This is a genomic window from Pseudomonas sp. LTGT-11-2Z (assembly GCF_003691445.1).
Taxonomy (GTDB): Bacteria; Pseudomonadota; Gammaproteobacteria; order Pseudomonadales; family Pseudomonadaceae; genus Aquipseudomonas; species Aquipseudomonas monteilii.
Genome location: NZ_CP033104.1, coordinates 635,167 through 660,900 on the forward strand (window position 1 = coordinate 635,167; position 25,734 = coordinate 660,900).

The following is a 25,734-nucleotide window of genomic DNA, read 5'->3' on the forward strand; positions in this document are numbered from 1 at the left end:
GGCGGTGTGGGCCGGCCTGGCTTGGGCATCGTTGCGAAGCGTTGCCTACGAACGCTTAGTAGCGGTAGGCGTGCGGCTTGAACGGGCCTTCGACGGTCACACCGATGTAGTCGGCTTGTTGCTGAGTCAGCTTGGTGACCACACCGCCGAAGCCGCGGACCATTTCCAGGGCTACTTCTTCGTCGAGTTTCTTCGGCAGCACTTCTACGGTCAGGCGCTCGGCCTTCTTCTCGGCCGACAGGTCGGCGAACTTCTGCTTGAACAGGAAGATCTGGGCCAGCACCTGGTTGGCGAACGAACCGTCCATGATGCGGCTTGGGTGGCCAGTGGCGTTACCCAGGTTGACCAGGCGGCCTTCGGCCAGCAGGATCAGGTAGTCGTCGTTCTGTGGGTCGAAGCTGCCAGCGCCGGTACGGTGGATCTTGTGTACCTGCGGCTTGACCTCTTCCCAGGCCCAGTTCTTGCGCATGAAGGCGGTGTCGATTTCGTTATCGAAGTGGCCGATGTTGCAGACCACGGCACGCTTCTTCAGGGCCTTGAGCATGTTGGCGTCGCAGACGTTGACGTTACCGGTGGTGGTGACGATCAGGTCGATCTTGCCCAGCAGGGCCTTGTCGATGCTGGCTTCGGTGCCGTTGTTGATGCCATCGATGAACGGCGAGACCAGCTCGAAGCCGTCCATGCAGGCCTGCATGGCGCAGATCGGGTCAACTTCGGTGACCTTCACGATCATGCCTTCCTGGCGCAGGGACTGGGCCGAGCCCTTGCCCACGTCACCGTAGCCGATCACCAGGGCCTGCTTGCCCGACAGCAGGTGGTCGGTGCCGCGCTTGATGGCGTCGTTCAGGCTGTGACGGCAGCCGTACTTGTTGTCGTTCTTGCTCTTGGTGACCGAGTCGTTGACGTTGATGGCCGGCACTTTCAGCTCGCCCTTGGCCAGCATGTCCAGCAGGCGGTGTACGCCGGTGGTGGTCTCTTCGGTCACGCCGTGTACGCGGTCCAGTACCTGTGGGTACTTCTTGTGCAGCAGCTCGGTCAGGTCACCACCGTCGTCGAGGACCATGTTGGCGTCCCATGGCTTGCCATCTTTCAGGATGGTCTGCTCCAGGCACCACTCGTACTCTTCTTCGGTTTCACCTTTCCAGGCGAATACCGGAATGCCAGCAGCGGCGATGGACGCGGCGGCCTGGTCTTGAGTGGAGAAGATGTTGCAGGACGACCAGCGCACTTCGGCACCCAGGGCTACCAGGGTTTCGATCAGCACGGCGGTCTGGATGGTCATGTGGATGCAGCCCAGGATCTTCGCACCCTTGAGCGGCTGCTCGGCCAGGTACTTGCGACGCAGGCCCATCAGCGCAGGCATTTCCGATTCGGCAATGATGGTTTCGCGACGGCCCCAGGCGGCCAAGGAGATGTCGGCGACTTTGTAATCGGTAAAACCAGCAGGCATGTTTGCAGCGCTCATGAGAGCCTCCATTCGTAGTGTGCGAATGGGCGCCGTTGTGCGTTAAGCGCCCGCAAGAGCGAGCAACGCCCCATCCGAGCCTGACAGGCCTAGCCTGCTGCAGCGCCCCTCGGACAGGTGGCGGGCATGGCGCCGCTGTGGGCAACCATGTGAAGCGGCGCAGATTATAGCCGCCCCCGCCCGCTTGCCCAAGGTTTTCTGTCGATTAATCGCGACGATAGTCGATGTTCAATGGAGCGATGGCGGCCGCTCTGCCATCATTGCTCTACGTTAGCCAAGCAGGTCAGGAGTACAGATGAACTTTCACACCCGCAAGTGGGTTAAACCCGAAGACCTCAACCCCAATGGCACCCTGTTCGGTGGCAGTCTGTTGCGCTGGATCGACGAAGAGGCGGCGATCTACGCCATCGTCCAGCTGGGCAACCAGCGCGTGGTAACCAAGTACATTTCCGAAATCAACTTCGTCAGCGCTTCGCGCCAGGGCGACATCATCGAGCTGGGCATCACCGCCACCGAGTTTGGTCGTACCTCGATCACGCTCAAGTGCGAAGTGCGCAACAAGATCAGCCGCAAGGCCATCCTCACGGTCGACAAGATGGTCTTCGTCAACCTGGGTGAAGACGGCCTGCCGGCGCCGCATGGGCGTACCGAGATCAAGTACATCCAGGACCAGTTCCCGGATTCTGCGGTGGAATGACGATTTTGGGGGCCGCAAAGCGGCCCCAGAATCTCAAGGCTGGGCGCTGACCTTGCGCACCACCCGCCCGATGCTCAACCCCTGCACCAGAATCGACGACAGCACCACGATGTAGGTGATCGACAGCAGCAGGTCACGCTCCTCGCCCAGCGGCAACGACAGCGCCAGGGCCACCGACACCCCACCCCGCAAGCCACCCCAGGTCAGCACCCGCACCGTGCCTTTCGGCACCGGGCGCCAGCGCCGCAGCAGCACAATGGCCGGGGCCACGGTCAGCAACCGCGACAGCAGCACCGCCAGCGCCAGCACGCCGCCGGCCGCCAGGTGCATCCAGTTGAACGGCAGCAGCAACAGCTCCAGGCCGATCAACGCGAACAACAAGGCGTTGAGCATGTCATCGATCAACTCCCAGAAACCGTCCATGTAGCGACGGGTCATGTCATTCATCGCCAGGTTGCGCCCAAGGTTACCGATGATCAGGCCGGCCACCACCATGGCGATCGGCGCCGAGACATGCAGCTCGTAGCACATGGCCGAGCCACCAATGACCAGTGCCAGGGTCAGCATGACCTCGACCTGGTACTGCTCGACACTTTTGATCATGCGGTAGGTGGCGTAGCCGATCAGGCCGCCGAACACCACGCCACCGATGGCCTCCCGGGCGAACAGGATGGCGGTGTCGGTCATGCTCGGTGTTTCACCCAGCTGGATGATGCCCAGCAGCACGGTGAACACCACTACCGCCGTGCCATCGTTGAACAGCGACTCGCCAACGATAGTGGTTTTGAGCGGTTTGGAGGCGTTGGCGGTGCGCAGCGCGCCCAGCACGGCAATCGGGTCGGTGGGCGAAATCAGCGCACCGAACAGCAGGCAGTAAATCAACGGCACCTGCCAGCCGAACAGGGCGAATACCCAGTGCGACAAATAGCCGATAACCACGGTGGCGATTAGCACGCCCAATGTCGCCAGCAGGCCAATGGGCCAACGGTAGCTGCGCAGGTCGCTGAGATTGACGTGCAGTGCGCCGGCAAACAGCAGGAAGGCCAGCATCCAGTGCATCAGCAGGTCGTTGAAATCGATCTGGTTCATCAAGCCTTCGACGCGTTCTTCCAGGCCCGGGAAGCCGATCAGGCTCAGGCCCTGCAGCATCAGGGAGAACAGCAATGCCGTGACCATCACGCCGATGGCGGGGGGTAGGCCGATGAAGCGGTAATTGACGTAGGTAAGAAGGGTGGTGAGGCAGATAAACGCGGCAACTAATTCAAGCATCCCGAATCCTGTAACAGTGGCTTCCAAGTCGTTACCCGAAGGGCTCGGGCAGTTCTTTGATGACCTGGCGCGGGGTTCGGGACACAGGGTTTGACCGAATCCCCTGAAATCGTTCCCATGCCGGGGGCGCGGCGGCCCCCCGGAATGCCCTATATTCGACCCCTTACAACCCTGCAAGGATAAGAAGGCGTGTTGGCAACATCCCTGGTGCTGGTCGCCGCCCTGCTGCATGCGACCTGGAATACCCTGATCAAATTCAGCGGCGAGCGCCTGCTGGTAATCGCCAGCATGGACACGGTTGCACTCGCTTTCGCGGTGCTGGCCGTGGCGTTCGTCGATGTGCCGCCCGCTGAAATCTGGCCTTGGTTGATCGCTTCGGCACTCGCCGAGCAGTTGTACCGCTATTTGCTGATCCAGGCCTATCGCGTGGGCGACCTGGGGCTGGTCTATCCTCTGATGCGCGGGCTGTCACCATTGGTGGTGCTGGGGCTGACCCTGGCCTTCGCCGGGGAGTCGCTGAGCCAGCAGCAGATCATCGGCATCCTGCTGATCCCGTGTGGCATGGCCTGCCTGTTGTGGCAGGGCGGTGGTGGTGACCGGCTGCCTTGGTCGATGCTGCCGGTGGTTGCCCTGATTGGCCTGTGCATCGGCTGCTACACCTGGTTCGATGGCCAGGCCGTGCGCTTGTGGGGCAAGCCTTGGGACTACCTGGTGTGGTTGACCCTGCTCAGCGCCTGGCAATTTCCGCTGCTGGCCAGCGTGGCTCGGCGCGCACCGTTCATGCTGTTCTGGCGAACACAATGGCGCCTGGGGCTGGCGGTGGGCTTTTGCGTATTGTTCAGCTACGCCCTGGTGCTCTGGGCCATGCATCTGGGGTCGGTGGCCGAGGCAGCTGCGTTGCGCGAGTTGAGCGTAATCCTGGTGGTGCTGCTGGGCATGCGCTACCTCAAAGAACCTTTTGGCGGGCCAAGACTCCTAGCTTGCGGGCTGGTCCTGGCAGGCATGCTGGTGATGAAGCTCTAACCCATTTTCGAACAAGGAGTCCCGAGCATGACCGTTGCCCTGTGGTGCATTTTGATCGCGCTGCTGTTGAATCCGCTGTGTGCCTTGATCGCCAAGGTGAGCAGTGGCCGCTTTGGTCTCAAGGATAACCATGACCCGCGTGCCTTCCTCGATACCTTGTCGGGCTTGCCGCGGCGTGCCCATGCTGCGCAGCAGAATGGCTACGAGGCGTTTCCGGCGTTTGCCGCAGCGGTGCTGGTAGCGGACATCGTCGGCAATGCCGAGCAGGTGACGCAGGATGTGCTGGGGGTGATGTACATCACCAGCCGGCTGCTTTACATCATCTGCTACCTGGCGGACTGGGCTGCCTTGAGGTCGCTGGTGTGGTTTGCCGGGTTGGCGCTGATCGTGTCGTTCTTTGTGGTTTCCATGTGAGACCGCGTTGTGTTCTTCGCGGGCAAGCCCGCGAAGAATCCACCGCCGATCAAGGCACTTTGGGCACTTCAGGCAGTGGCTGGCCCTTGGGCCACAGCATCCAGATCTGCCCCTGCTGCTTCATGTTCCCGGCCAGCTCGCCGGCTTGCGGCCCGGTACCCCAGAACAGGTCCGCACGCACCTCGCCAGCAATCGCCCCGCCTGTGTCCTGCGCCCCAACCGGGCGCACCACCGGCGAGCCATCCGGGCGAGTCGTGGACAGCCACAACAGGCTGCCCAGCGGTATCACCTTGCGGTCGATGGCCACGCTGTAGCCGGCAGTCAGTGGCACATTCAGCGACCCGCGCGGGCCTTCGTTGCTGTCCGGGCGGGTGCTGAAGAACACGTAGCTGGGGTTGCTGGCCAGCAGTTCCGGCACGCGCTGCGGGTTGGCCTGGGCCCAGGCGTGAATCGCGCCCATGCTCACCTCTTCTTTTTTCAGCTGGCCCTGTTCCACCAGCCAGCGGCCGATTGGCCGGTAGGGGTGGCCGTTCTGGTCGGCGTAGCCCAGGCGCAGTTGCCGGCCGTCCTCCAGTTGGACGCGGCCGGAGCCCTGGATCTGCAGGAACTGCAGGTCCATCGGGTCGGTCAGCCAGGCCAGCACCGGCGCCTTGACGCCGTCACGGTTGATCACCTCGGCAGTGTCGTAAGGCTTGAGCACCCGGCCATCGAGGCGACCGCGCAGGCGTTTGCCCTTCAGCTCGGGGTACACGCTGGCCAGGTCGACCACGATCATGTCCTCAGGAATGCCATAAACCGCCACATGGTTGGTCGACGACTGCTTCAGGCTGCCGGGGTAGACCGGCTCGTAGTAACCGGTGATCAGGCCGTTGGCGTTGTTCTCGGCAGAGCGCAGGCCGTACACCTCCAGGTTCTGCTCCAGAAAGGTGCGCACTTGCGCGGCGCTTGCCGTGGCGCTTCCGGCCGCTTCACAGGTGGCAGCCCACACGGGGTCGCGCTTGAGCTTCTCGCAGCCGCTGCGCCAGGCGTAAAAGCCGGCCAACAGGTCTTCATCGCTGACCGCCGGCAGGTCTTTCCAGGTGGCCGGGGCATAGGTGGCGATGGCGTGGGGCTCGGGCTTGGCGTTCTCGCCGCCATTGCAGCCGGCCAGCAACGCCAGTACAGGGAGTGTCCAGGCCAGGTGGCGCAGGGCAGATTTCATGAGTGCATTCCTGTCATGGGCGAAAATGAAGATTCACCCCTGTAATTTATGTGGCTATTGGTCTTTGGCCCTTGGGCAGCGATACTGGCCGCCCATTTGCGTAGGCCGAAGTGAGCGTGATGTTGAAGCGATTGACCGTTGTTCTGCTGGCAGCACTGGCCCTGGGCGGTTGTGACCGGGTTGACCCGAACTCGCCGCTGGGCAAGCGCAAGGTGATATTCAAGGACATGCTCAAGACCAGCGAAGACCTGGGTGGCATGCTGCGTGGCCGGTTGCCGTTCGACGGGGTGAAGTTTGCCGACGGTGCGCTGAAGCTGGACGGCCTTGCCCATCAACCCTGGCAGCACTTTCCTCAGGTACGCGATGGCGGCGACAGCGCCGCCCGTGCCGAGGTATGGGAGCGCCAAACGCGTTTTCATGACCTGGCCCGGCAACTGGAGGGCGTTACCGGCGAACTGGTCGGTGTAACCCGCAGCCAGCCGCTGGATGCCGCGCAGTTGAAGGCGCCGATGGACAAGGTCGAAGCGGCGTGCAAGGCCTGTCATACCGAATTCCGCAATCACTGATGGCATGGGCCGCTTCTACATTGACCGCGTTTGCTGCTGGTCTCAGCGGTCCAGGTCGTCGACTGCTTCCTGCAATTCTTTACGCGACTCGGCCAGCTTGTCTTTGCGCTTGTTGATCTTCTCGGCGTCGCCTTTCTTCTCGGCCTTCTTCAAGTCTTTTTCCCGCTGCGCCACTTCATGGCGGGCGTCGAGCACCTTCTGCTCACGTTCCTTGCGCAGGCTGGCGTCGGTGCAATTGTCCACCCCGCGCAGGGCTTCTTCCAACCCTGCAACCTGGTCGCTGTTGCCATGGTCACGGGCAATCTTCAGCTGGTTTTCGATGGCACTGCGCTTAGCGGCGCAGCCGGTCAGGCCGGCATCCGGCTGGGCAGCCTGTGCGGTGCCTGCGGCCAGGCCAAGTGTCGCGAGCAGCAAAAGGGTCGAAATACGTTTCATGAAAAGCCTCCTGGACGGGGCGGGGCAGCAAAAGTTGGTGGAAATCCTGCCTTGGTTTTGCCCATTTAGGAACCCTTGTCGGCTTTTTCTGGGGCTATCTCAGGGTTTCCCTACAAGTAAATTGGTAAAAAATCATTGCTTGATGGGTTCGCTGCTGCTCTGGAACCCGTTGATCCCTGCCAGGGCCAGCTCTGCGGCAAGGGCTTTGACCTCATCGGCAGCAAAAAACCCCGCCAGTTGCTGCCCACGTTTTTCGCCAATCCCGGCCAAGGCTTGCCATTCACGGCTGCTGCGTTTTTCCAATCCTGGCCAGTCGCCTGTCAGTTGCAGGCTCGACGGTAGGGGGGTGCCCAGCCCGCGCAACCATTGGGCAAAAGGCCGTGTGCGAGCCACATCGAAGCTGCTCGCCAACTGCACAGATGTCGCATCACTGATGCCTGCCACCTGGCCCAGGCGCTCGGCATCCAGATGCAACCAGTCGGCCATCGATGTCACTAGCCCGGCGTCCACCAGCCGGCGCCAGGTGCCAGGCCCGGTGCGTGGCAAGGCCAGCCCGTGTTTACCGCTGAGCCACGTCAGGCGGGCAATGAACTGCTCCTCGCAGCCCTCGCTGGCCTGCCAGCAAGTGTGGGCGTGGTAACGGTCGGGCGCCGGCGCGCTGACCGCCTGGCGTTCGACTGCGCGATGCACCACCTGCTCCAGGCGTGGGATGGTCAACCCGGCCAGGCTGATGGCTACCTGGTCACCGGGGCGGATGTCGAGGCTGTGCCAGCGCGCCAGCGAGCCCAGGCTCACCTGGGTAATGCGTCGGTCGTCCAGGGTGACCGGCAGCAATTGCAAAACTGGCGTGACCTTGCCGGTGCGACCGACCCGGAAGCGTACGTCACGCACTTCGGCCAAGGCCTGTGCATAGGGGTACTTCCAGGCCGCGATCCAGTAAGGCGCCTTGGCTTGCCAGCGCTCTGCCGGCGGCCGACTGCCCTGGCGCAGCACCACACCATCGGTGGCGAAAGGCAGGGCAGAGCGGTACCAGTGGTCGCGCCAATGGGCGGCCTCGTCCGTGGTGCCTATGGCGATGCTGTAGCGCAGGCTTTCCGGAAAGCCCAGTTGCGCCAGTTGCTTGAGGCGCTCAGCCTGCTGGCTGGGGCCGTGCGGCCAGTCCCAGACGAACAGGCCGATGCCGGCGCCTTGTTCAGTTGTCAGCTGTTTGCGTGCGAGCAGCCCGGCCACGGTGCCGCGGGCGTTGGCGCTGCCTGCCCAGGCTTGCACATGCTGGTCCAGGCGCAGATACAACTCACCCTGCAATTGCAGGTCGATTGCCTGAGGCAACTGCCGGGTGAGGGTGCCTAGCTGGGGAATGTGCCGGCTCCAGTCGTGCCCTTGCACGCCGTCTCCGCGACTGACCAACTGCACCAGCTGGCCTTGCCGATAGGTGAGCGAGACGGCAACACCGTCGATCTTGGGCTGCACCCATACACCGGTCTTGCCGACCAGCCAACGTGCGACGGCCTGGCGATCAGCCAGCTTGTCGATGCCGGTATGCGGTACCGCGTGAGGGATCGGGCCTCGCGCGCTGGCCAAGGGGGATGGAGCGGTGGCCAGGCCAAAGCATTGCTGCAAATGCTCCAGGCGTAGGCGGCTCTGGTCGTAAAGCGCGTCGGCCACCAGCGCAACACCTTGTCGGTGGTAGTGATCGTCCCAGCGGGCAAGTGTGGCCCGCAGTTGCGCTACTTCGGCGTCGACGTGTTGTGCAGACCAGTCGGGGCACTGCTCGGCCCGGGCCATTGGGGCCTGCAGCAACAGCAGCAGGGTAAGCAACAAAGGGTGAAGCATGGCCAGCATCCTTGCGTGGCGTGTAGGAGCCCCCAGCCTAGGCAGGTTTGCTGGTGCTTGCCGCAGCGAGATTGTCAGCCGATATGTCACAAAAAAGCCCCTGCCGATCACTCGGCAGGGGCTTTCGCCAGGCGCTGTAGGAAGCTTACAGGCCGGCAGCGTCACGCAGCGACTGGGCGCGGTCGGTGCGCTCCCAGGTGAAGGTGGTGAAGGTGTCGTCGCCGACAGTCTTCTGCTGCGGGGTGCGACCGAAGTGGCCGTAGGCAGCGGTTTCCTGGTACATCGGGTGCAGCAGGTCGAGCATGGTGGTGATCGCGTACGGACGCAGGTCGAAGCACTCGCGCACCAGCTGGATGATCTTGTCGTCGGAAACCTTGCCGGTGCCGAAGGTGTTGATCGAGATGGAGGTCGGCTGGGCCACGCCAATGGCGTACGACACCTGGATCTCGCAACGCTCTGCCAGGCCGGCGGCAACGATGTTCTTGGCCACGTAGCGGCCGGCGTAGGCGGCGGAACGGTCGACCTTGGACGGGTCCTTGCCGGAGAACGCGCCACCACCGTGGCGGGCCATGCCGCCGTAGGAGTCGACGATGATCTTGCGGCCGGTCAGGCCACAGTCACCCACCGGGCCGCCGATGATGAAGTTGCCGGTCGGGTTGATGTGGTACTGGGTGCCCTTGTGCAGCAGCTCGGCAGGCAGGGTGTGCTTGACGATCAGCTCCATCACGGCTTCTTGCAGGTCTTTCTGCGAAACCTCAGGGTTGTGCTGGGTCGACAGCACCACGGCGTCGATACCGACCACCTTGCCGTTTTCATAGCGGCAGGTGACTTGCGACTTGGCGTCCGGGCGCAGCCATGGCAGCAGGCCGGATTTGCGCGCTTCGGCCTGGCGCTCGACCAGGCGGTGCGAGAAGCAGATCGGTGCCGGCATCAGCACTTCGGTTTCGTTGCTGGCATAGCCGAACATCAGGCCCTGGTCGCCAGCGCCCTGGTCTTCAGGCTTGGAGCGGTCCACGCCCTGGGCGATGTCCACCGACTGCTTGCCGATGATGTTCATCACGGCGCAGGTGGCGCCGTCGAAGCCGACGTCGGAGCTGTTGTAGCCGATGTCGATGATGACTTTACGCACCAGGTCTTCCAGGTCGACCCAGGCCGAAGTGGTGACTTCGCCGGCGATGATGGCGACACCGGTCTTGACCAGGGTTTCGCAGGCCACGCGGGCGTATTTGTCCTGGGCGATGATGGCATCGAGGACAGCGTCCGAAATCTGGTCGGCGATCTTGTCCGGATGCCCTTCGGACACGGACTCGGAGGTGAAAAGGGAGTATTCGCTCATCTCGAAGGTTCCTGAAATTTACCGATGGTGTATGTCGCCAGCCGTCCGCTGGAAATGGCGGACCTGGATCTGGAAACCGTTACGCAAGCCTACGTACAGGCTGTCCCCGTGGGCGAGCCCGGCAGCGTTGGCCCAGCGGGCCAGGTCGTCCTGCTCGAAGCCAAGCCACAGGTCGCCGCAGGCTTCGCGCGCCCACCCCTGGTCATGGCTGCACAGTTCGGTGACCAGCAGGCTGCCGCCTGCCTTTACCCGTTTGGCCAGCTGGCGCAAGGCCAGGGCCGGGTCGCTGAAATGGTGCAGCACCATGTTCAGCACAACGCAGTCGGCGGCCACATCCGTTGCATCCAGTGCATCGGCCAACTGCAGGTTGACGTTGTGAAGCCCTTCGCGTTGGCACACCTGGCGCGCCAGCTCAAGCATGGTCGGGCTGTTGTCCAGGGCGGTGACGTGGGCAAAGCGCCGGGCCAGGTCTGGCAGGAAGCCGCCGTCGCCGGGGCCAACCTCCAAGGCGCTGGCGGCCCGGTCGAAATTGAGTTTGTCGAGCAGTGTCAGCAGGCTTTCGCGGTATTGCGGCAGGCCGGCGATCAGGTCTTGCTGGGCGCGGAATTTCTCTTCCACACGCAGGAAGAAGTCCTGGCTGGTGGCCGCGCGGCGTTGTTGCACCTGGGCGATCCGCGCTTGCACGTCAGGCGGCAGGGCCATGTCATCCACTTCTTCAAGCAATGCCGCGTGCAGCCGGCCACCCAGGCGCAGGCCATCGGGCAGGGCGCGGCGGTAAAAGATGGCGTTGCCTTCGCGACGGGTTGCCACCAGCTCGGCCTGGGCCAGCACCTTCAGGTGGTGGCTCATGCCCGACTGGCCGATGTCGAAGATCTGCGCCAGTTCCAGCACACCGAACGAGTCGTTGGCCAGGGCGCGCAATACGTTCAGGCGCAGCGCGTCGCCACTGGCCTTGCACAGGGCGGCCAATGCTTCGCGTTGCTCGGGGATCGATTGCGCACGGAGGTTCATGGGGCGGCAGTCTAGACAGGCATCAATGCCCTAGCAAGGCCAATATCAAAAAGTTTTGATATTGAGTGATGGGCGGGGCGGTTATCCCGGTTTTGCCCCGAATTGAAGGCCAATCACAGGAAAATCCCCCGACTGCGACCATACGTCATTGCCCCAAGCCCCCCCAGTGGGCGAAAATGGCCGCCTTTTTTCGTGACACCACCTATTCAAGCCCCCCAGGAGATCAGCGATGCCCAGCCGTCGTGAACGTGCCAACGCCATTCGTGCCCTCAGCATGGATGCCGTGCAAAAGGCCAACAGCGGCCACCCAGGTGCCCCTATGGGCATGGCGGATATCGCCGAAGTGCTTTGGCGCGACTATCTGAAGCACAACCCGAGCAACCCGAGCTTCGCTGACCGTGACCGCTTCGTGCTGTCCAACGGCCACGGCTCGATGCTGATCTACTCGCTGCTGCACCTGACCGGCTACGACGTCACCATCGATGACATCAAAGGCTTCCGTCAGCTGCACAGCCGCACCCCGGGCCATCCGGAATACGGCTACACCCCAGGCGTCGAGACCACCACCGGCCCACTGGGCCAGGGTATCGCCAACGCCGTGGGCTTCGCCCTGGCCGAAAAAGTACTGGCTGCCCAGTTCAACCGTGAAGGCCACACCATCGTCGACCACAACACTTACGTGTTCCTGGGCGATGGCTGCATGATGGAAGGTATCTCCCATGAAGTCGCCTCGCTGGCCGGCACCCTGGGCCTGAACAAGCTGATCGCCTTCTACGACGACAACGGCATCTCCATTGACGGTGAAGTACACGGCTGGTTCACCGACAACACCCCGGCGCGCTTCGAAGCGTACAACTGGCAGGTGATTCGCAACGTCGACGGCCACGATGCCGAAGAAATCAAGATGGCCATCGAGACGGCGCGCAAGAGCGACCGCCCGACCCTGATCTGCTGCAAGACCATCATCGGCTTCGGTTCGCCGAACAAGCAGGGCAAGGAAGACTGCCACGGTGCCCCGCTGGGCAACGACGAAATCGCCCTGGCCCGCAAGGAACTGAACTGGAACCACGGTCCGTTCGAAATCCCGGCCGACATCTATGCCGAGTGGGACGCCAAGGCCGCTGGTGCCAAGGCTGAAGCTGACTGGAACCAGCGTTTCGACGCCTACGCCAAGGCCTTCCCGGAACTGGCTGCCGAATTCAAACGCCGTGACAGCGGCGAGCTGCCGGCCGACTTCAGCGAGAAGGCCCAGGCCTACATCAACGAAGTGGCCGCCAAGGGCGAAACCATTGCCAGCCGCAAGGCCAGCCAGAACGCCCTGAACGCCTTTGGCCCACTGCTGCCCGAGTTCCTGGGTGGCTCGGCTGACCTGGCAGGCTCCAACCTGACCCTGTGGAAGGGCTGCAAGGGCGTCGAAGCCAATGACGCCAGCGGCAACTACGTGTTCTACGGCGTGCGCGAGTTCGGCATGACCGCCATTATGAACGGTGTCGCCCTGCACGGTGGCCTGGTGCCTTACGGCGCGACTTTCCTGATGTTCATGGAATACGCCCGCAACGCCGTGCGCATGTCGGCACTGATGAAGCAGCGTGTGATCCACGTCTATACCCACGACTCCATCGGCCTGGGTGAAGACGGCCCGACTCACCAGCCAATCGAGCAACTGACCAGCCTGCGCAGCACGCCGAACCTGGACACCTGGCGCCCGGCCGACGCGGTGGAATCCGCCGTGTCCTGGAAAAGCGCCCTGGAGCGCAAGGACGGCCCTTCGGCACTGATCTTCTCGCGCCAGAACCTGCAGCACCAGGACCGCGATGCCCAGCAGATCGCCGACATCAGCCGTGGTGGCTACGTGCTCAAGGACTGCGCCGGCGAGCCGGAGCTGATCCTGATCGCCACCGGTTCCGAAGTGGGCCTGGCCGTTCAGGCGTTCGACAAGCTGACCGAGCAAGGCCGCAAGGTGCGCGTGGTTTCCATGCCGTGCACCAGCGTGTTCGATGCCCAGGACGCTGCCTACAAGCAGTCGGTGCTGCCGCTGGAAGTGGGTGCGCGTATCGCCATCGAAGCGGCCCACGCCGACTTCTGGTACAAGTACGTCGGCCTGGAAGGCCGTATCATTGGCATGACCACCTACGGTGAGTCGGCGCCGGCTTCGGCACTGTTCGAAGAGTTCGGCTTCACCCTGGAGAACATCCTCGGTACTGCCGAAGAGCTGCTGGAAGACTGATACAAGGAAGGCGAGGGCCTTTGGCCCTCGTTCGCGGCACAAGGCCGCTCCTACAGGGTATTGCGTATGCCGTCCCCTGTAGGAGCGGCCTTGTGCCGCGAATGGGCTGCGCAGCGGCCCCGTTCAACTGCCGGAGTTCAAGAGCTACCTATGCGCCACCTGCGTCCCTACAAAGTTGCACTCAACGGTTATGGCCGTATCGGCCGCTGTGTCCTGCGCGCGCTGTTCGAGCGGGGGGCGAAGGCCGGTTTCGAGATCGTCGCGCTGAACGACCTGGCCGATCAGGCCAGCCTGGAATACCTGACTCGCTTCGACTCCACCCACGGGCGTTTCCCCGGTGAGGTGAAGGTCGATGGCGATTGTCTGCATATCAATGGCGACTGCGTGAAGGTAATGCGCAGTGCTACCCCTGAAGGCATCGACTGGGCAGCGCTCGGCATCGACCTGGTGCTGGAATGCTCCGGCGCCTATAACACCCGCGCTGATGGCCAGCGTTTCCTCGACGCCGGTGCGCCCCGGGTACTGTTCTCGCAGCCCATGGCCAGCGAAGCCGACGTTGACGCCACGGTGGTCTACGGCATCAACCAGGCCTGCCTGACCGGCAGCGAACGCCTGGTGTCCAACGCCTCGTGTACCACCAACTGCGGTGTGCCGCTGTTGCGTGTGCTGGACCAGGCGTTCGGCATCGAATACGTGCAGATCACCACCATTCACTCGGCGATGAACGACCAGCCGGTGATCGACGCCTACCACCACGAAGACCTGCGCCGCACGCGTTCGGCCTTCCAGTCGGTGATCCCGGTGTCCACTGGTCTGGCGCGTGGCATCGAGCGCCTGCTGCCGGAACTTGCTGGGCGAATCCAGGCCAAAGCGGTACGCGTGCCCACCGTCAACGTCTCGTGCCTGGACATCACCCTGCAGACCGCCCGCGACACCAGCGCGGCCGAGGTCAACCGGGTATTGCGCGAGGCGGCACTGGAAGGCCCGCTCAAAGGCTTGCTGGCCTACACCGAACTGCCGCACGCCAGCTGTGATTTCAACCATGACCCGCATTCGGCGATCGTCGATGCCAGCCAGACCCGTGTTTCCGGCCCCCGCCTGGTGAACTTGCTGGCCTGGTTCGACAACGAATGGGGTTTTGCCAACCGAATGCTCGACGTTGCCGAACACTTTCTGCACGTCGTTCACCCAACCCGCAACAAACAGCCCTGAAGGACTGCATTCATGACCGTGTTGAAGATGACCGACCTCGACCTGCAAGGTAAACGCGTACTGATCCGTGAAGACCTCAACGTGCCTGTCAAGGACGGTGTGGTAGCCAGCGATGCGCGTATCCTGGCAGCGCTGCCGACCATCAAGCTGGCCCTGGAGAAGGGCGCGGCGGTAATGGTCTGCTCGCACCTGGGCCGCCCGACCGAAGGCGAGTTCTCTGCCGAGAACAGCCTCAAGCCGGTTGCCGACTACCTGAGCAAGGCCCTGGGCCGCGACGTGCCGCTGGTTGCCGACTACCTGGACGGTGTCGCGGTACAGGCCGGTGACCTGGTGCTGTTCGAGAACGTGCGCTTCAACAAGGGCGAGAAAAAGAACGCTGACGAACTGGCGCAGAAGTACGCTGCCCTGTGCGACGTGTTCGTCATGGACGCGTTCGGCACCGCTCACCGCGCCGAAGGTTCGACCCATGGTGTGGCCAAGTTCGCCAAGGTCGCTGCTGCCGGCCCGCTGCTGGCTGCCGAGCTGGATGCGCTGGGCAAAGCCCTGAAGGCGCCTGCCAAGCCGATGGCGGCCATCGTTGCCGGTTCCAAGGTGTCCACCAAGCTGGACGTGCTGAACAGCCTGAGCGCCGTGTGCGACCAGCTGATCGTCGGTGGCGGCATCGCCAACACCTTCCTGGCCGCTGCTGGCCACCCGGTGGGCAAGTCGCTGTACGAGCCTGACCTGGTCGACACCGCCAAGGCCATCGCCGCCAAGGTCAGCGTGCCACTGCCAGTAGACGTGGTGGTTGCCAAGGAATTCGCCGAAACGGCCGAAGCTACGGTCAAGGCCATCGCCGACGTGGCAGCCGATGACATGATCCTGGACATCGGCCCGCAAACCGCGGCCAACTTCGCCGAGCTGCTGAAGTCGTCGAAGACCATCCTGTGGAACGGCCCGGTCGGCGTGTTCGAGTTCGACCAGTTCGGCAACGGCACCCAGGTACTGGCCAAGGCCATCGCCGACAGCGCTGCATTCTCCATCGCCGGTGGCGGTGACACCCTGGCCGCTATCGACAAATATGGCGTCAGCAAGGATATCTCCTACATTTCTACCGGTGGTGGTGCCTTCCTCGAGTTCGTCGAGGGCAAGGTCCTGCCCGCCGTGGCAATCCTGGAAGAGCGGGCCAAGGCCTGATGACGTCGGCGCTTGGCAAAGGGAGTGGCCTGATGGTCAAGCAATTGCCTGTGATGATGCTGGCCGGCCTGCTGAGCGCCTGCTCTGGCAGCCCGGCTTCCGATGCCGATCCGGCGCATTCGCCCAGGGGCGGCTGCTATCAGTCCGAATGGCAGGCCGAAACCGTGCCGGTCATCAGCAAGCGCGTGGGCCCGGAAGGCCTGGAAAAGTACGACGAAGACCACCAGCGCAAGGCGCCGGGTTGCCCTTGAGCTCGGCGTTTCGTCGGCTCAGGCAACCAAGCGACCGCTGTGTGGTCATCTAGAGGATATGTAATGAAAGCGCTTTTGGCCGCTACGGCCCTGGCGACACTGGCAGGATGCTCACTGCTGCAGCCGGCGCAACCCGCCCCGGCAGACAACTGGACCCGTTGGGTCTGCGACACCCAGGCCGAAGTGCTGTGGCGCTTCGCCGATGCACAACGCGACCAGGTCGACGTGCGCCTGGGTGGCGGCGACCAGGTCTACCGGCTCAAGTCCGAGCCGGGTGCCTCGGGTGCGCTGTACAGCGATGGCATGCTGGCCTTCCACACCAAGGGCGAAGAAGGCCTGGTGTACTGGGTGGCAACCAACGATCTGATTGGGCGGGGCTGCAAGGCACCGTGACTGGCCGGGCCGCAACGGTGGCCCACACTACTTGAACAGCAACCGCCCCTGCGGCAGGCTTGCACGAAACAAACGACGCTTGTCGGGAGAGAGATACACAATGGCACTCATTAGCATGCGCCAGATGCTGGACCACGCCGCCGAGTTCGGTTACGGCGTACCAGCTTTCAACGTCAACAACCTCGAGCAGATGCGCGCCATCATGGAAGCGGCCGACAAGACCGACTCCCCGGTGATCGTCCAGGCTTCGGCCGGTGCCCGCAAATACGCTGGCGCCCCGTTCCTGCGCCACCTGATTCTGGCGGCCATCGAAGAATTCCCGCACATCCCGGTGTGCATGCACCAGGACCACGGCACCAGCCCTGACGTCTGCCAGCGCTCGATCCAGCTGGGCTTCAGCTCGGTCATGATGGACGGCTCGCTGGGTGAAGACGGCAAGACCCCGACCGACTACGAGTACAACGTCCGCGTTACCCAGCAGACCGTTGCCATGGCACACGCCTGCGGTGTTTCGGTAGAAGGCGAGCTGGGCTGCCTGGGTTCGCTGGAAACCGGCATGGCCGGTGAAGAAGACGGCATCGGCGCCGAAGGCGTTCTGGACCACAGCCAGATGCTGACCGACCCGGAAGAGGCTGCCGACTTCGTCAAGAAGACTCAGGTCGACGCCCTGGCGATCGCCATCGGTACCAGCCACGGTGCCTACAAGTTCACCAAGCCGCCTACCGGCGACGTGCTGGCCATCGACCGCATCAAGGAAATCCACAAGCGCATCCCCAACACCCACCTGGTGATGCACGGTTCTTCCTCGGTACCGCAAGAGTGGCTGGCGATCATCAACCAGTACGGCGGCGACATCAAGGAAACCTACGGTGTACCGGTTGAAGAGATCGTCGAAGGTATCAAGTACGGCGTACGTAAGGTCAACATCGACACCGACCTGCGTCTGGCCTCTACCGGTGCCATGCGCCGCCTGATGGCACAGAACCCGAGCGAGTTCGACCCACGCAAGTTCTTCGGCGAAACCGTCAAGGCCATGCGCGACGTGTGCATCGCCCGTTACGAAGCCTTCGGCACCGCCGGCAATGCCTCGAAGATCAAGCCGATCTCCCTGGAAGGCATGTACCAGCGCTACCTGAAAGGTGAGCTGGCCGCCAAGGTCAACTGATCGACCGGCAGCATGAAAAACCCGCAGCGATGCGGGTTTTTTTATGGGCGAGAGAACCTGCACATAAACCCGGCAGACTGACCGTTAGTCGGCTACCGTACAGTTGAGCCACTGATAGCGTTCTGATTGCATTGCGCGTTACGGCCTCGGGTCTAGAGTATTAATGGATCCAACCGTATTTTGAAGTCGGTCACATAACAGAGAAGCAGCATGGATGGCGCTCAAGCTCAACCACAGCCACTGGATGGCTGCTCGGTTCTTCTGGTGGTAGACGACTACCCCGAGAACCTCATCAGCATGCGGGCCTTGTTGGCCCGGCAGGATTGGCAAGTGTTGACGGCAAGCTCAGGGATGGAAGCCTTGAGCGCGTTGCTCGAGCACGATGTCGACCTGGTCCTGCTGGATGTGCAAATGCCGGAAATGGACGGTTTCGAAGTCGCCCGGCTAATGCGTGGCAGCCAACGCACCCGGCTGACCCCGATTATCTTCCTCACCGCCAACGAACAGTCCGAAGCCGCCGTGCTCAAAGGCTACGCCAGCGGCGCCGTGGACTACATGTTCAAGCCGTTCGACCCGCAAATCCTCAAGCCCAAGGTTCAGGCCTTGCTCGAGCAGCAGCGCAACCGGCGCATGCTGCAACGTCTGAGCCGAGAGCTGGAGGCCGCCAGGGCATTCAATGCATCGATCCTGGAGAATGCTGCCGAGGGTATCCTGGTGGTAGATGCACAAGGTGTCATCAGTTTTGCCAACCCGGCCATTTCGCGCTTGCTGGCGGCACCGGTGCAGCAATTGCAGGGCGCTCACCTGCTTGACCTGGTGCAACTGGCCAATGCCAGGCTGTGGGGGGAGTCCGACTTCTACCAGGCCTACCTGGGGCGGCGCATTTTCCGCGTACACGATGCCCAGTTGCGCACTTTGGAGGGCGAGCTGGTGCCGGTGGCGCTGTCCTGTGCACCGCTGCCGGCCGACCAGCAGGCCATGGTGGTGACGGTGCTGGACATGTCGGTGGTGCGCAACCTGCACCAGCAATTGGAGTACCAGGCGGTTACCGACCCGCTCACCGGGTTGTTCAACCGGCGGGGTTTCTACCAGGCCGCCGAAGGTGCGCTGCTGCGTAACGAGCGCTCGGACAAGGCGCAGGCGCTGATGTACATGGACCTGGATGGCTTCAAGCGCATCAACGACTCGCTGGGCCATGAAACCGGTGACCGCGTGCTGCGCTGGGTAGGCGAGCAACTCAAGGACTGCCTGGGTAGCGAGGCGTTGCTGGCGCGGATGGGCGGTGATGAATTCACTGCACTGTTCGACAGCCTGCCTTACCCCGAGCAGGCGGGCCGTTATGCCGAGAAACTGCTTGAGCGTATTTCGATCAGTCACCAGATCGAAGGGCTTGATGTGAGCCTTGGGGTCAGTATCGGCATCGCCACCTACCCGGACTGCGGCGCCAATGTGGAGGGCCTGTTGCGTGCAGCCGATGCGGCGATGTATGCCGCGAAGCAGGCCGGGCGCCAGCAGTACCGCTTCTATGACCAGGAACTCAACGGCCGCGCACGTTCGCGCCTGATGCTTGAAGACGGCGTGCGCGCCGCCATCGAGCAGCAGGACTTCACCTTGGTCTATCAGCCTCAGGTGTCGTTCATCGATGGCCGTCTGCGTGGATTCGAAGCATTGTTGCGCTGGCAGCACCCCAGCGTCGGCGACGTACCGCCGGGGCTGTTCATTCCGTTGCTGGAGGAAGCACGGCTGATCAACCGCCTGGCCAGCTGGATTTATCGGCAGGGGGCCGCTCAGCGCCAGGCCTGGTACGAACGCTTCCCCGCAGACCTGGTACTTGGCATCAGTTTGAGCCGTGCGCAGTTCGTCATGCCCAGCCTGGTTGAAGAGTTGCAGCGAGTCATCCAGCTTTACCAACTGGACCCGGCGCAGCTGGAGGTGGAAGTGGCGGAGACCTCGTTGATGTACAACATCGATGCGGCCGTCAAGCAGATACACCGCCTGCGCGAGTTGGGAGTTCGGGTGGCGCTGGATGACTTTGGGGCGGGTGACTGCTCATTGCGCATGCTGCGCGACTTGCCAATCGACACCCTCAAGCTTGACCGCCACCTGGTGGCACGCCTGCCCGACTCGGCGGTGGATGCGGCTTTGGTCCGCAGGGTGATTGGCCTGTGTGCCGACTACCGTATCACGGTGATTGCCGAAGGGGTGGAGACCCCGCCTCAGGCGGCCTGGCTCAAGGCCAATGGCTGTGAATATGTGCAGGGCTTCCTGGTGGCTCACCCGATGATCGCAGCGGACGCCAGCGGCTTTCCGGCAATTTTCTCGTGGCCAGGGCCATGATTGGCTAGAATCGGCATTCGTTACGCCGAATGCAGCGCCATGACCGTATTACGTTACTTGCAAGCCTACCCCCCGCACCTGCAAGCGCAGGTGCGGCAGATGATCGACAGCGGCCGCCTGGGCGAGTACCTGCAGCGACGCTACCCCGACCGCCATGACGTGCAAAGCGACAAGGCGCTTTATGGCTATGCCCAGGACCTGCGCCAGCAGTACCTGCGCACCGCGCCGGGCCTGGACAAGGTATTGTTCGACAACCGCCTTGACCTGACCCATCGGGCCTTGGGCCTGAATACGGCGGTGTCGCGGGTGCAGGGCGGCAAGCTCAAGGCAAAAAAGGAAATCCGCATTGCCTCGTTGTTCAAGGAGGCCGCGCCACAGTTCTTGCGCATGATCGTGGTGCACGAACTGGCGCACCTGCGCGAGCGCGATCACAGCAAGGCGTTCTACCAGCTCTGCCAGCACATGGAGCCGGACTACCACCAACTGGAATTCGACCTGCGCGTCTACCTGACTTATCGGGAGCTGCCGGGCAACGTTTAAGGACCACGCAGCATGGAAGTGAGCAAGACCAAGAGCAGCTTCTACCGCCGTTTGTACGTGGCCTGGCTGATCGACAGCCGGACCGCGACCAGCGTACCCGCGTTGATGGAGGCCACCGGGATGCCACGGCGCACGGCCCAGGACACCATCGCCGCCCTGGCCGACCTGGACATCGTCTGTGAGTTCGAGCAGCAGGAAGGCGCGCGCAATCATGCCGGGCATTACCGCATTCATGACTGGGGCGCGATCGACAAGCAGTGGATCATCCAGCACCTGCGGCAGATCCGCGAAGTCTTGGGCTACCCGTGAAGTTCCGGGGCCGCAGACTGGCCCCGGCAACCTCAACCTTTGCGCATCCCGATATGCGGAATATCGTCCTCAAGGTATTCCTCTCCCACCACCACAAACCCGTGCCGGGCATAGAACCCTTGCAAATGCGCTTGCGCCGACAGGTAAACCGGCACGCCTGGCCAGCAATGCTCAGCCGCCTCCAGCCCCTTGAGCAGCAACGGATGCCCCAGCTTCAGCCCGCGCGCTGACGGCGAAGTCACCACTCGCCCGATCACCACATCCCCGCCCTGGGACTGCGGATCGAGCAGGCGCAGGTAGGCGACCAGCTTGTCATCCTGCCAGGCCATCAGGTGCAGGGTATCGCCCGTCAGGTCCTGGCCGTCCACTTCCTGGTAGGCGCAGCGCTGCTCTACCACGAACACTTCCGTGCGCAATTGCAGAATGGCGTAGAGCTGGTCCTTGCCGAGGTCGGTGTGGTGCTTGCAGAGCCAGTCGATGGACATAGGCGCGAACTCCTTGAGTGAGCCATCGATCATCGCATGGCCTGTGCCCTTCGGCCAAAATAGAGGCTAAATGACACTATTGGCCGCTGCCCTCGGCGACCGCTTTGTGTAATCTCATCGGCAGTGTGTGCCCCCCATCGCGAAAGGACGTGAGCATGCGGCCACTGCTTTGTGTTCTGGGATTACTGGCAATGATGCTGGCAACACCCGTCGCAGCTGACGACAAGCTGCGCCTGGTGGCCGACAGCTGGCCGCCGTTCACCGATACCAGCATGCCGGGCGGGGGCTTGGCCACCAGCATTGTTACCACAGCGCTGGCCCGCGCGGGCTATGCCACAACGTTTGAAGAAGCGCCTTGGGCACGGGCGTTGCTGGGAGTGAGTGAAGGGCGTTACGACGTGCTGATCAATGCCTGGCAGAACGACTCGCGTGCCCGTATCGGGCAGTTCTCCAGCGCTTACCTGACTAACCGTATTCGCCTGCTGCATCGCAAGGGCGAGCCATTGCGCTATCAGCACCAGTCGGACTTGTACCCCTACAGCATTGCTGTGGTGCGTGATTACGCCTACTCACCTGAGTTCGACGGCGATACCCGGTTGAACAAGGTGCCGGTGCGCAACTTTTCGTCGGCCGTGCGCATGCTAGCGGCGGGGCGGGTGAACCTGGCGGTGGAGGATGAGTATGTGGCGCGTTACAACTTGCAGCGTGAGCCGCAGGAAGTGCGCGATGGGGTAATGCTGGTGGAGCCGCCGTTGGGGGAGAACACCCTGCATATCCTGGTTAGCCTGAAGCACCCGGGGCATGCGCGGATTGTCCAGGGGTTCGAGCAGGCGATTGCGGCCATGAAGGCGGATGGCAGTTACGCGCGGTTGCTGCGCCAGTATGGTTTCTGAAGGTTGTGCCTGCTCTCAGGCAGGCGCACCCTCCTTGATCAAATGTGCCGCCAAGGTCCGCAATGGCCCCAGCTGCCGGCAAATCAGCGCCAACTGTGTCTGCACCAGCCGCTGATGCTCATCCAGCTCTTCCGGCATCTGCTCCAGGGCATTGGCCAGTGCCTCTTCTTCATCACTGTGAATCGCCACCGGTAACCGCGCCGCCAGCCCATTGGCTATTTCGTCCAGGCTGCTGGCCAGGCTTTGCCCGGCGCCTTCGATCAGCTGTTCCTGGACCTCCGCCGGCAATGCCGTGTCGCGGTGTGCACCCAGCCCGGAGAGGTAGCTGAGCAGGGTGTGCGACAGCACCAGGAAACGGAAGCCCACATCCGCTTCCTTACGGAAATGCCCAGGCTCCATCAGCATGTTGGCCAAGGTGGTGGACAGCGCCGCGTCGGCGTTGTGGGCATTGCGCCGGGCCAGGCGGTAGGCCAGGTCGTCGCGCTTGCCGTGGGCATACTGCTGCATGATCTGGCGCAGGTATACGCTGGCGCAGGCCAGGGTATTGGCCAGTGCCTTGTTCAGCCGCCGCCCTTGCCAGTCAGGCAGGAACAGGAACACCGCCAGGATGGCGATCAGGCTGCCCACAAGGGTATCGAACAGGCGCGGTAGGAACAGCCCATAGCCATCGCCGATCTGGTTGAAGCAGAACAGTACCATCAGGGTGATCGCCGCCGTGGCCAGGGTGTAGCGAGTGGTGCGGTTGACGAAGAACACCACCCCGGCGACCACGGCGAACAGCGACTGGATGACCGGGTTGGGGAGCAGGTCGAACAACGCCCAGCCCACTGTCAGGCCGATGGCGGTGCCGAAGATTCGCTGTACCAGCTTGCGCCGGGTTGCGCCGTAGTTGGGCTGGCACACGAACAACGTGGTCAGGATGATCCAGTAGCCTTGGGTGGGGTGGATCAGGTGCACCATGCCGTAGCCTATCGACAGCGCCAGCGGTAGGCGCAGGGCATGACGGAACAACAGCGAGGTCGGCGTCAGCTGGGTACGCAGGCGTGTCCACACGTCTTTAAGCGAGCGTGGGGAGCGGTCGAGCAGGCTGCTGTCGCTGGCGTCGGCCAGGCTGTCCGGGTTGCTGGCGGCGCTTAGCAGGCGATCCAGTGTTGCCAGGTTGGCGGCCAGTGCCCGCAGCGAACGTAACAGGCCACGCCAGGCCGGGTTGCTCTGGATGCGCAGGTGCTCCAGTGAGGCATTGAGGTCCTCGAGCGCCTCGGGATAACCGCTGGCCAGCACGAACGGCTGGCGCAGGCGAATCGAGCGCGCCAGTTCCTGGCAGGACGAACCCTGCTTACGCAGCAGGCGCTGACAGCGAAACATCACGTCGCTGTGGAAAAACGCCTCGGTCAGGGCGTTGTAGGGGTAGTGCGAGGCACTGACGCGCTCGTGGATGTCCTGGGCCAGGAAGTACAGCTTGAGGTAACGGCTGACCTTGGAGTTCGGCTGGCTGTTACCCACCCGGTGCAGGATGATTTCCTTGGCTGCGTTGAGCGCCGCCACGACCTTGCCGTTTTGCTGCGCCAGTTCAAGGCGCCGGGCCTCGACGTCGAGGGTGCGTACCGGCTCGAACAGGCTGGCCTTGAGCTTGAGGTAGCTGCCCAGCTCGAAGAACAGCTTGGCCAGGCTTTGCTGCACTGGCTGGTTGGAAAACAGCGCCTGCCACAGCACTGACAGCAGCCCGTACCAGGCCGCACCCGCCACCAACAGCAACGGTTCGTGCCAGAAGTCCGTCACTTGGCCACCGCGCTGGTCTACGCCGATCATGGTGTACACCGCCGTGATCAGTGTCGCTGAGGCAATCGCACCATAGCGCTCGCCCAGTGCGCCAAGCATGGTCAGGCCGAATGCGGCCAAGGCCAAGGCAACAACGAAAACCCAGGGGTAGGGGAACAGCAGCTCCACCGCCAACGCGGCGATGGCAAAACACACGAGGGTAACGGCAAGGGCACTGAGACGGCCCTGCCAGCTGTCGTCGGTTTCGGCCAGGGCACTGGCGATGATGCCGAGGAACAGGGGGATCAGCAGGGCCATCTCGTTCTGGTACCAGCACAGGGCCAGGCTGCCGGTGAGGGCGATGGTGACCCGGATGCTGTAGCTGAACTTGTCTTGGCCCCACAGGCGACGCAGTGACTGACGGAACGAGCTCGATGACATGATGGCCTGCTAGGCAGTAAGCGAAGAATGCATTGCAGCACGGGCCAGCAAGAAGCGTTCCGTGCTGCTGAATGGATTCTACTCTACACGAACTGCGCTGCGGCGTTGGCTGATGCCCAGGCCCACTGGAAGTTGAAACCGCCCAGGTGGCCGGTGACGTCGAGCACTTCGCCAATGAAGTACAGCCCCGGGCTTTTGAGCGATTCCATGGTCTTGGACGACACTTCGCGCGTATCCACGCCGCCCAGGGTGACTTCGGCGGTGCGATAGCCTTCGGTGCCGGCCGGTACCACTTGCCAGTTCGCCAGCTTTTCGGCGATCTGTGCCAGCTCTGCCGGGGTGTACTGCTTCATCGGCCTGGACTCGAACCACTGCTCGGCCAGCAGGTTGGCCAGCTTGCGGGTGAACACCTCGCCTAGCACGGTCTTCAGTTCGGCGTTGGCGCGCTCGGTTTGCATCTGTTGCAGCCAGGTGAGCGCATCGCGGTCGGGCAGCAGGTTGATCTCCACCGTGTCACCGGCTTCCCAGAACGAAGAAATCTGCAAGATCGCCGGGCCGCTCAGGCCACGGTGGGTAAACAGCAGGTTCTCGCGGAAGCTGGTGCCATTGCAGCTGGCGGTGCAGTCCAGCGAGGTGCCGGACAACTCGGTGCACAGTGCCTTGAGTTGGGGCTCGGTGATGGTGAACGGCACCAGCCCGGCGCGGGTCGGCAGCAGGGTGTGGCCAAACTGGCGCGCCACCTGGTAGCCGAAACCGGTGGCACCCAGGGTCGGGATCGACAGGCCGCCGGTGGCAATCACCAGAGACTGGCAGGCGAACTGGCCACCGCTGGTCTGCAGCAGGTAGCCGGTTTCGGTCTTTTCGATCTGTTCGATGCTGGTATGCATGCGGATTTCGGCGCCAGCCTCGTCGCACTCGGCCAGCAGCATGTCGAGGATGTCGCTGGCCTTGTTGTCGCAGAACAGCTGGCCGAGCTTCTTCTCGTGGTACGCCACGCCGTGCTTGCACACCAGTTCGATGAAGTCCCATTGGGTGTAGCGGGCCAGGGCCGACTTGCAGAAATGCGCGTTCTGCGACAGGAAGTTGGCCGGCTCGGTGTACATGTTGGTGAAGTTGCAGCGCCCGCCGCCTGACATGAGGATCTTCTTGCCGGGCTTGTTGGCGTGGTCGAGCAGCAGCACCCGGCGGCCACGGCGGGCGCTGAGCTGGGCGCACATCAGGCCGGCGGCGCCGGCGCCGAGGATGATGACGTCGGTGGAATGCACGGTGTAAACCTATCTGGATTCGTAATGGGAAC

Annotated in this window: 24 protein-coding genes and 1 riboswitch; of the genes, 14 read left to right on the forward strand and 10 right to left on the reverse strand. The window is 62.9% G+C overall.

The features are described 5' to 3' along the window. Positions 1-55 precede the first annotated feature (55 nt). A complete protein-coding gene (gene ahcY / locus D8767_RS02910; protein ID WP_016712398.1) occupies positions 56-1,465 on the reverse strand; it encodes an adenosylhomocysteinase in 1,410 nt (469 codons plus the stop codon). A 20-nt stretch (positions 1,466-1,485) separates the two neighbouring features. Then, positions 1,486-1,582, reverse strand: a riboswitch (S-adenosyl-L-homocysteine riboswitch). Between the two features lie 178 nt (positions 1,583-1,760). Between ahcY and D8767_RS02915 the strand changes: the two genes are divergently transcribed. Continuing rightward, positions 1,761-2,162, forward strand: a complete 402-nt coding sequence (locus tag D8767_RS02915; RefSeq protein ID WP_016712397.1) for an acyl-CoA thioesterase — start codon at positions 1,761-1,763, stop codon at positions 2,160-2,162. Between the two features lie 33 nt (positions 2,163-2,195). Here the strand turns inward: D8767_RS02915 and D8767_RS02920 are convergent, their stop codons facing one another. Beyond that, complete coding sequence (locus tag D8767_RS02920; protein ID WP_016712396.1) at positions 2,196-3,431, reverse strand: sodium:proton antiporter; 1,236 nt, start codon at positions 3,429-3,431, stop codon at positions 2,196-2,198. 189 nt (positions 3,432-3,620) lie between these two features. On the opposite strand from D8767_RS02920, the gene D8767_RS02925 reads away from it, so the two are divergent. After that, positions 3,621-4,454, forward strand: coding sequence for an EamA family transporter (locus D8767_RS02925; RefSeq protein WP_016712395.1), 834 nt, complete (start codon positions 3,621-3,623; stop codon positions 4,452-4,454). A gap of 27 nt (positions 4,455-4,481) precedes the next feature. Then, positions 4,482-4,868, forward strand: a complete 387-nt coding sequence (locus D8767_RS02930; protein WP_016712394.1) for an MAPEG family protein — start codon at positions 4,482-4,484, stop codon at positions 4,866-4,868. 49 nt (positions 4,869-4,917) lie between these two features. On the opposite strand, the gene D8767_RS02935 is transcribed toward D8767_RS02930, so the two are convergent. Further along, positions 4,918-6,069, reverse strand: coding sequence for a murein transglycosylase A (locus D8767_RS02935; RefSeq protein ID WP_016712393.1), 1,152 nt, complete (start codon positions 6,067-6,069; stop codon positions 4,918-4,920). Positions 6,070-6,188: 119 nt separating this feature from the next. Between D8767_RS02935 and D8767_RS02940 the strand changes: the two genes are divergently transcribed. Then, the gene (locus D8767_RS02940) at positions 6,189-6,635 is read left to right on the forward strand and encodes a cytochrome c (RefSeq protein ID WP_016712392.1); all 447 of its coding nucleotides are present in this window, start codon (positions 6,189-6,191) and stop codon (positions 6,633-6,635) included. A gap of 42 nt (positions 6,636-6,677) precedes the next feature. Here the strand turns inward: D8767_RS02940 and D8767_RS02945 are convergent, their stop codons facing one another. From D8767_RS02945 to D8767_RS02960, 4 genes are all read right to left on the reverse strand, one after another. Then, entirely contained in the window at positions 6,678-7,070 is a 393-nt protein-coding gene (locus D8767_RS02945) for a DUF1090 domain-containing protein (protein WP_016712391.1), read from the reverse strand. 132 nt (positions 7,071-7,202) lie between these two features. Next, positions 7,203-8,903 carry an NAD-dependent DNA ligase LigB gene (gene ligB, locus D8767_RS02950; protein ID WP_122048274.1) on the reverse strand — a complete coding sequence of 567 codons (1,701 nt, stop codon included), beginning with the start codon at positions 8,901-8,903 and terminating at the stop codon, positions 7,203-7,205. Positions 8,904-9,048: 145 nt separating this feature from the next. Then, positions 9,049-10,239 carry a methionine adenosyltransferase gene (metK, locus tag D8767_RS02955; RefSeq protein ID WP_003249375.1) on the reverse strand — a complete coding sequence of 397 codons (1,191 nt, stop codon included), beginning with the start codon at positions 10,237-10,239 and terminating at the stop codon, positions 9,049-9,051. A gap of 18 nt (positions 10,240-10,257) precedes the next feature. Further along, a complete protein-coding gene (locus tag D8767_RS02960) occupies positions 10,258-11,250 on the reverse strand; it encodes a metalloregulator ArsR/SmtB family transcription factor (RefSeq protein ID WP_016712389.1) in 993 nt (330 codons plus the stop codon). A gap of 229 nt (positions 11,251-11,479) precedes the next feature. Here D8767_RS02960 and tkt point away from each other — a divergent pair, with 229 nt between their 5' ends. The 9 genes from tkt to D8767_RS03005 all read left to right on the forward strand — a co-directional run bounded on the left by tkt (position 11,480) and on the right by D8767_RS03005 (position 20,860). Then, positions 11,480-13,477: a transketolase gene (gene tkt, locus D8767_RS02965; RefSeq protein ID WP_016712388.1), complete on the forward strand. Its 1,998-nt coding sequence runs from the start codon at positions 11,480-11,482 to the stop codon at positions 13,475-13,477. A gap of 150 nt (positions 13,478-13,627) precedes the next feature. After that, on the forward strand, positions 13,628-14,689 hold the full coding sequence (epd, locus tag D8767_RS02970) for an erythrose-4-phosphate dehydrogenase (protein WP_016712387.1): 1,062 nt from the start codon (positions 13,628-13,630) through the stop codon (positions 14,687-14,689). A 12-nt stretch (positions 14,690-14,701) separates the two neighbouring features. Beyond that, complete coding sequence (locus D8767_RS02975; protein ID WP_016712386.1) at positions 14,702-15,865, forward strand: phosphoglycerate kinase; 1,164 nt, start codon at positions 14,702-14,704, stop codon at positions 15,863-15,865. Further along, entirely contained in the window at positions 15,865-16,116 is a 252-nt protein-coding gene (locus tag D8767_RS02980) for a hypothetical protein (protein ID WP_016712385.1), read from the forward strand. The genes D8767_RS02975 and D8767_RS02980 overlap by 1 nt, the downstream gene beginning before the upstream one ends. A gap of 63 nt (positions 16,117-16,179) precedes the next feature. Next, positions 16,180-16,509, forward strand: coding sequence for an MliC family protein (locus D8767_RS02985; protein ID WP_016712384.1), 330 nt, complete (start codon positions 16,180-16,182; stop codon positions 16,507-16,509). A 100-nt stretch (positions 16,510-16,609) separates the two neighbouring features. Beyond that, positions 16,610-17,674 (forward strand): class II fructose-bisphosphate aldolase, encoded by a 1,065-nt coding sequence (fba, locus tag D8767_RS02990; protein WP_016712383.1) that lies wholly within the window; start codon positions 16,610-16,612, stop codon positions 17,672-17,674. A gap of 210 nt (positions 17,675-17,884) precedes the next feature. Then, positions 17,885-20,011 carry a bifunctional diguanylate cyclase/phosphodiesterase gene (locus D8767_RS02995; protein ID WP_060709408.1) on the forward strand — a complete coding sequence of 709 codons (2,127 nt, stop codon included), beginning with the start codon at positions 17,885-17,887 and terminating at the stop codon, positions 20,009-20,011. Positions 20,012-20,050: 39 nt separating this feature from the next. Further along, positions 20,051-20,551: a M48 family metallopeptidase gene (locus tag D8767_RS03000; RefSeq protein ID WP_026020381.1), complete on the forward strand. Its 501-nt coding sequence runs from the start codon at positions 20,051-20,053 to the stop codon at positions 20,549-20,551. A 12-nt stretch (positions 20,552-20,563) separates the two neighbouring features. Continuing rightward, positions 20,564-20,860: a helix-turn-helix domain-containing protein gene (locus tag D8767_RS03005; RefSeq protein WP_016712380.1), complete on the forward strand. Its 297-nt coding sequence runs from the start codon at positions 20,564-20,566 to the stop codon at positions 20,858-20,860. A 32-nt stretch (positions 20,861-20,892) separates the two neighbouring features. Here the strand turns inward: D8767_RS03005 and D8767_RS03010 are convergent, their stop codons facing one another. Next, positions 20,893-21,345, reverse strand: coding sequence for a GNAT family N-acetyltransferase (locus tag D8767_RS03010; protein ID WP_016712379.1), 453 nt, complete (start codon positions 21,343-21,345; stop codon positions 20,893-20,895). A gap of 155 nt (positions 21,346-21,500) precedes the next feature. On the opposite strand from D8767_RS03010, the gene D8767_RS03015 reads away from it, so the two are divergent. Beyond that, the gene (locus tag D8767_RS03015) at positions 21,501-22,238 is read left to right on the forward strand and encodes an ABC transporter substrate-binding protein (RefSeq protein ID WP_016712378.1); all 738 of its coding nucleotides are present in this window, start codon (positions 21,501-21,503) and stop codon (positions 22,236-22,238) included. A 15-nt stretch (positions 22,239-22,253) separates the two neighbouring features. Here D8767_RS03015 and yccS read toward each other — a convergent pair whose 3' ends face one another. Then, positions 22,254-24,437 (reverse strand): YccS family putative transporter, encoded by a 2,184-nt coding sequence (gene yccS / locus D8767_RS03020; RefSeq protein WP_016712377.1) that lies wholly within the window; start codon positions 24,435-24,437, stop codon positions 22,254-22,256. Between the two features lie 83 nt (positions 24,438-24,520). Then, the gene (locus D8767_RS03025; protein ID WP_016712376.1) at positions 24,521-25,702 is read right to left on the reverse strand and encodes an NAD(P)/FAD-dependent oxidoreductase; all 1,182 of its coding nucleotides are present in this window, start codon (positions 25,700-25,702) and stop codon (positions 24,521-24,523) included. Between the last annotated feature and the right edge of the window lie 32 nt (positions 25,703-25,734).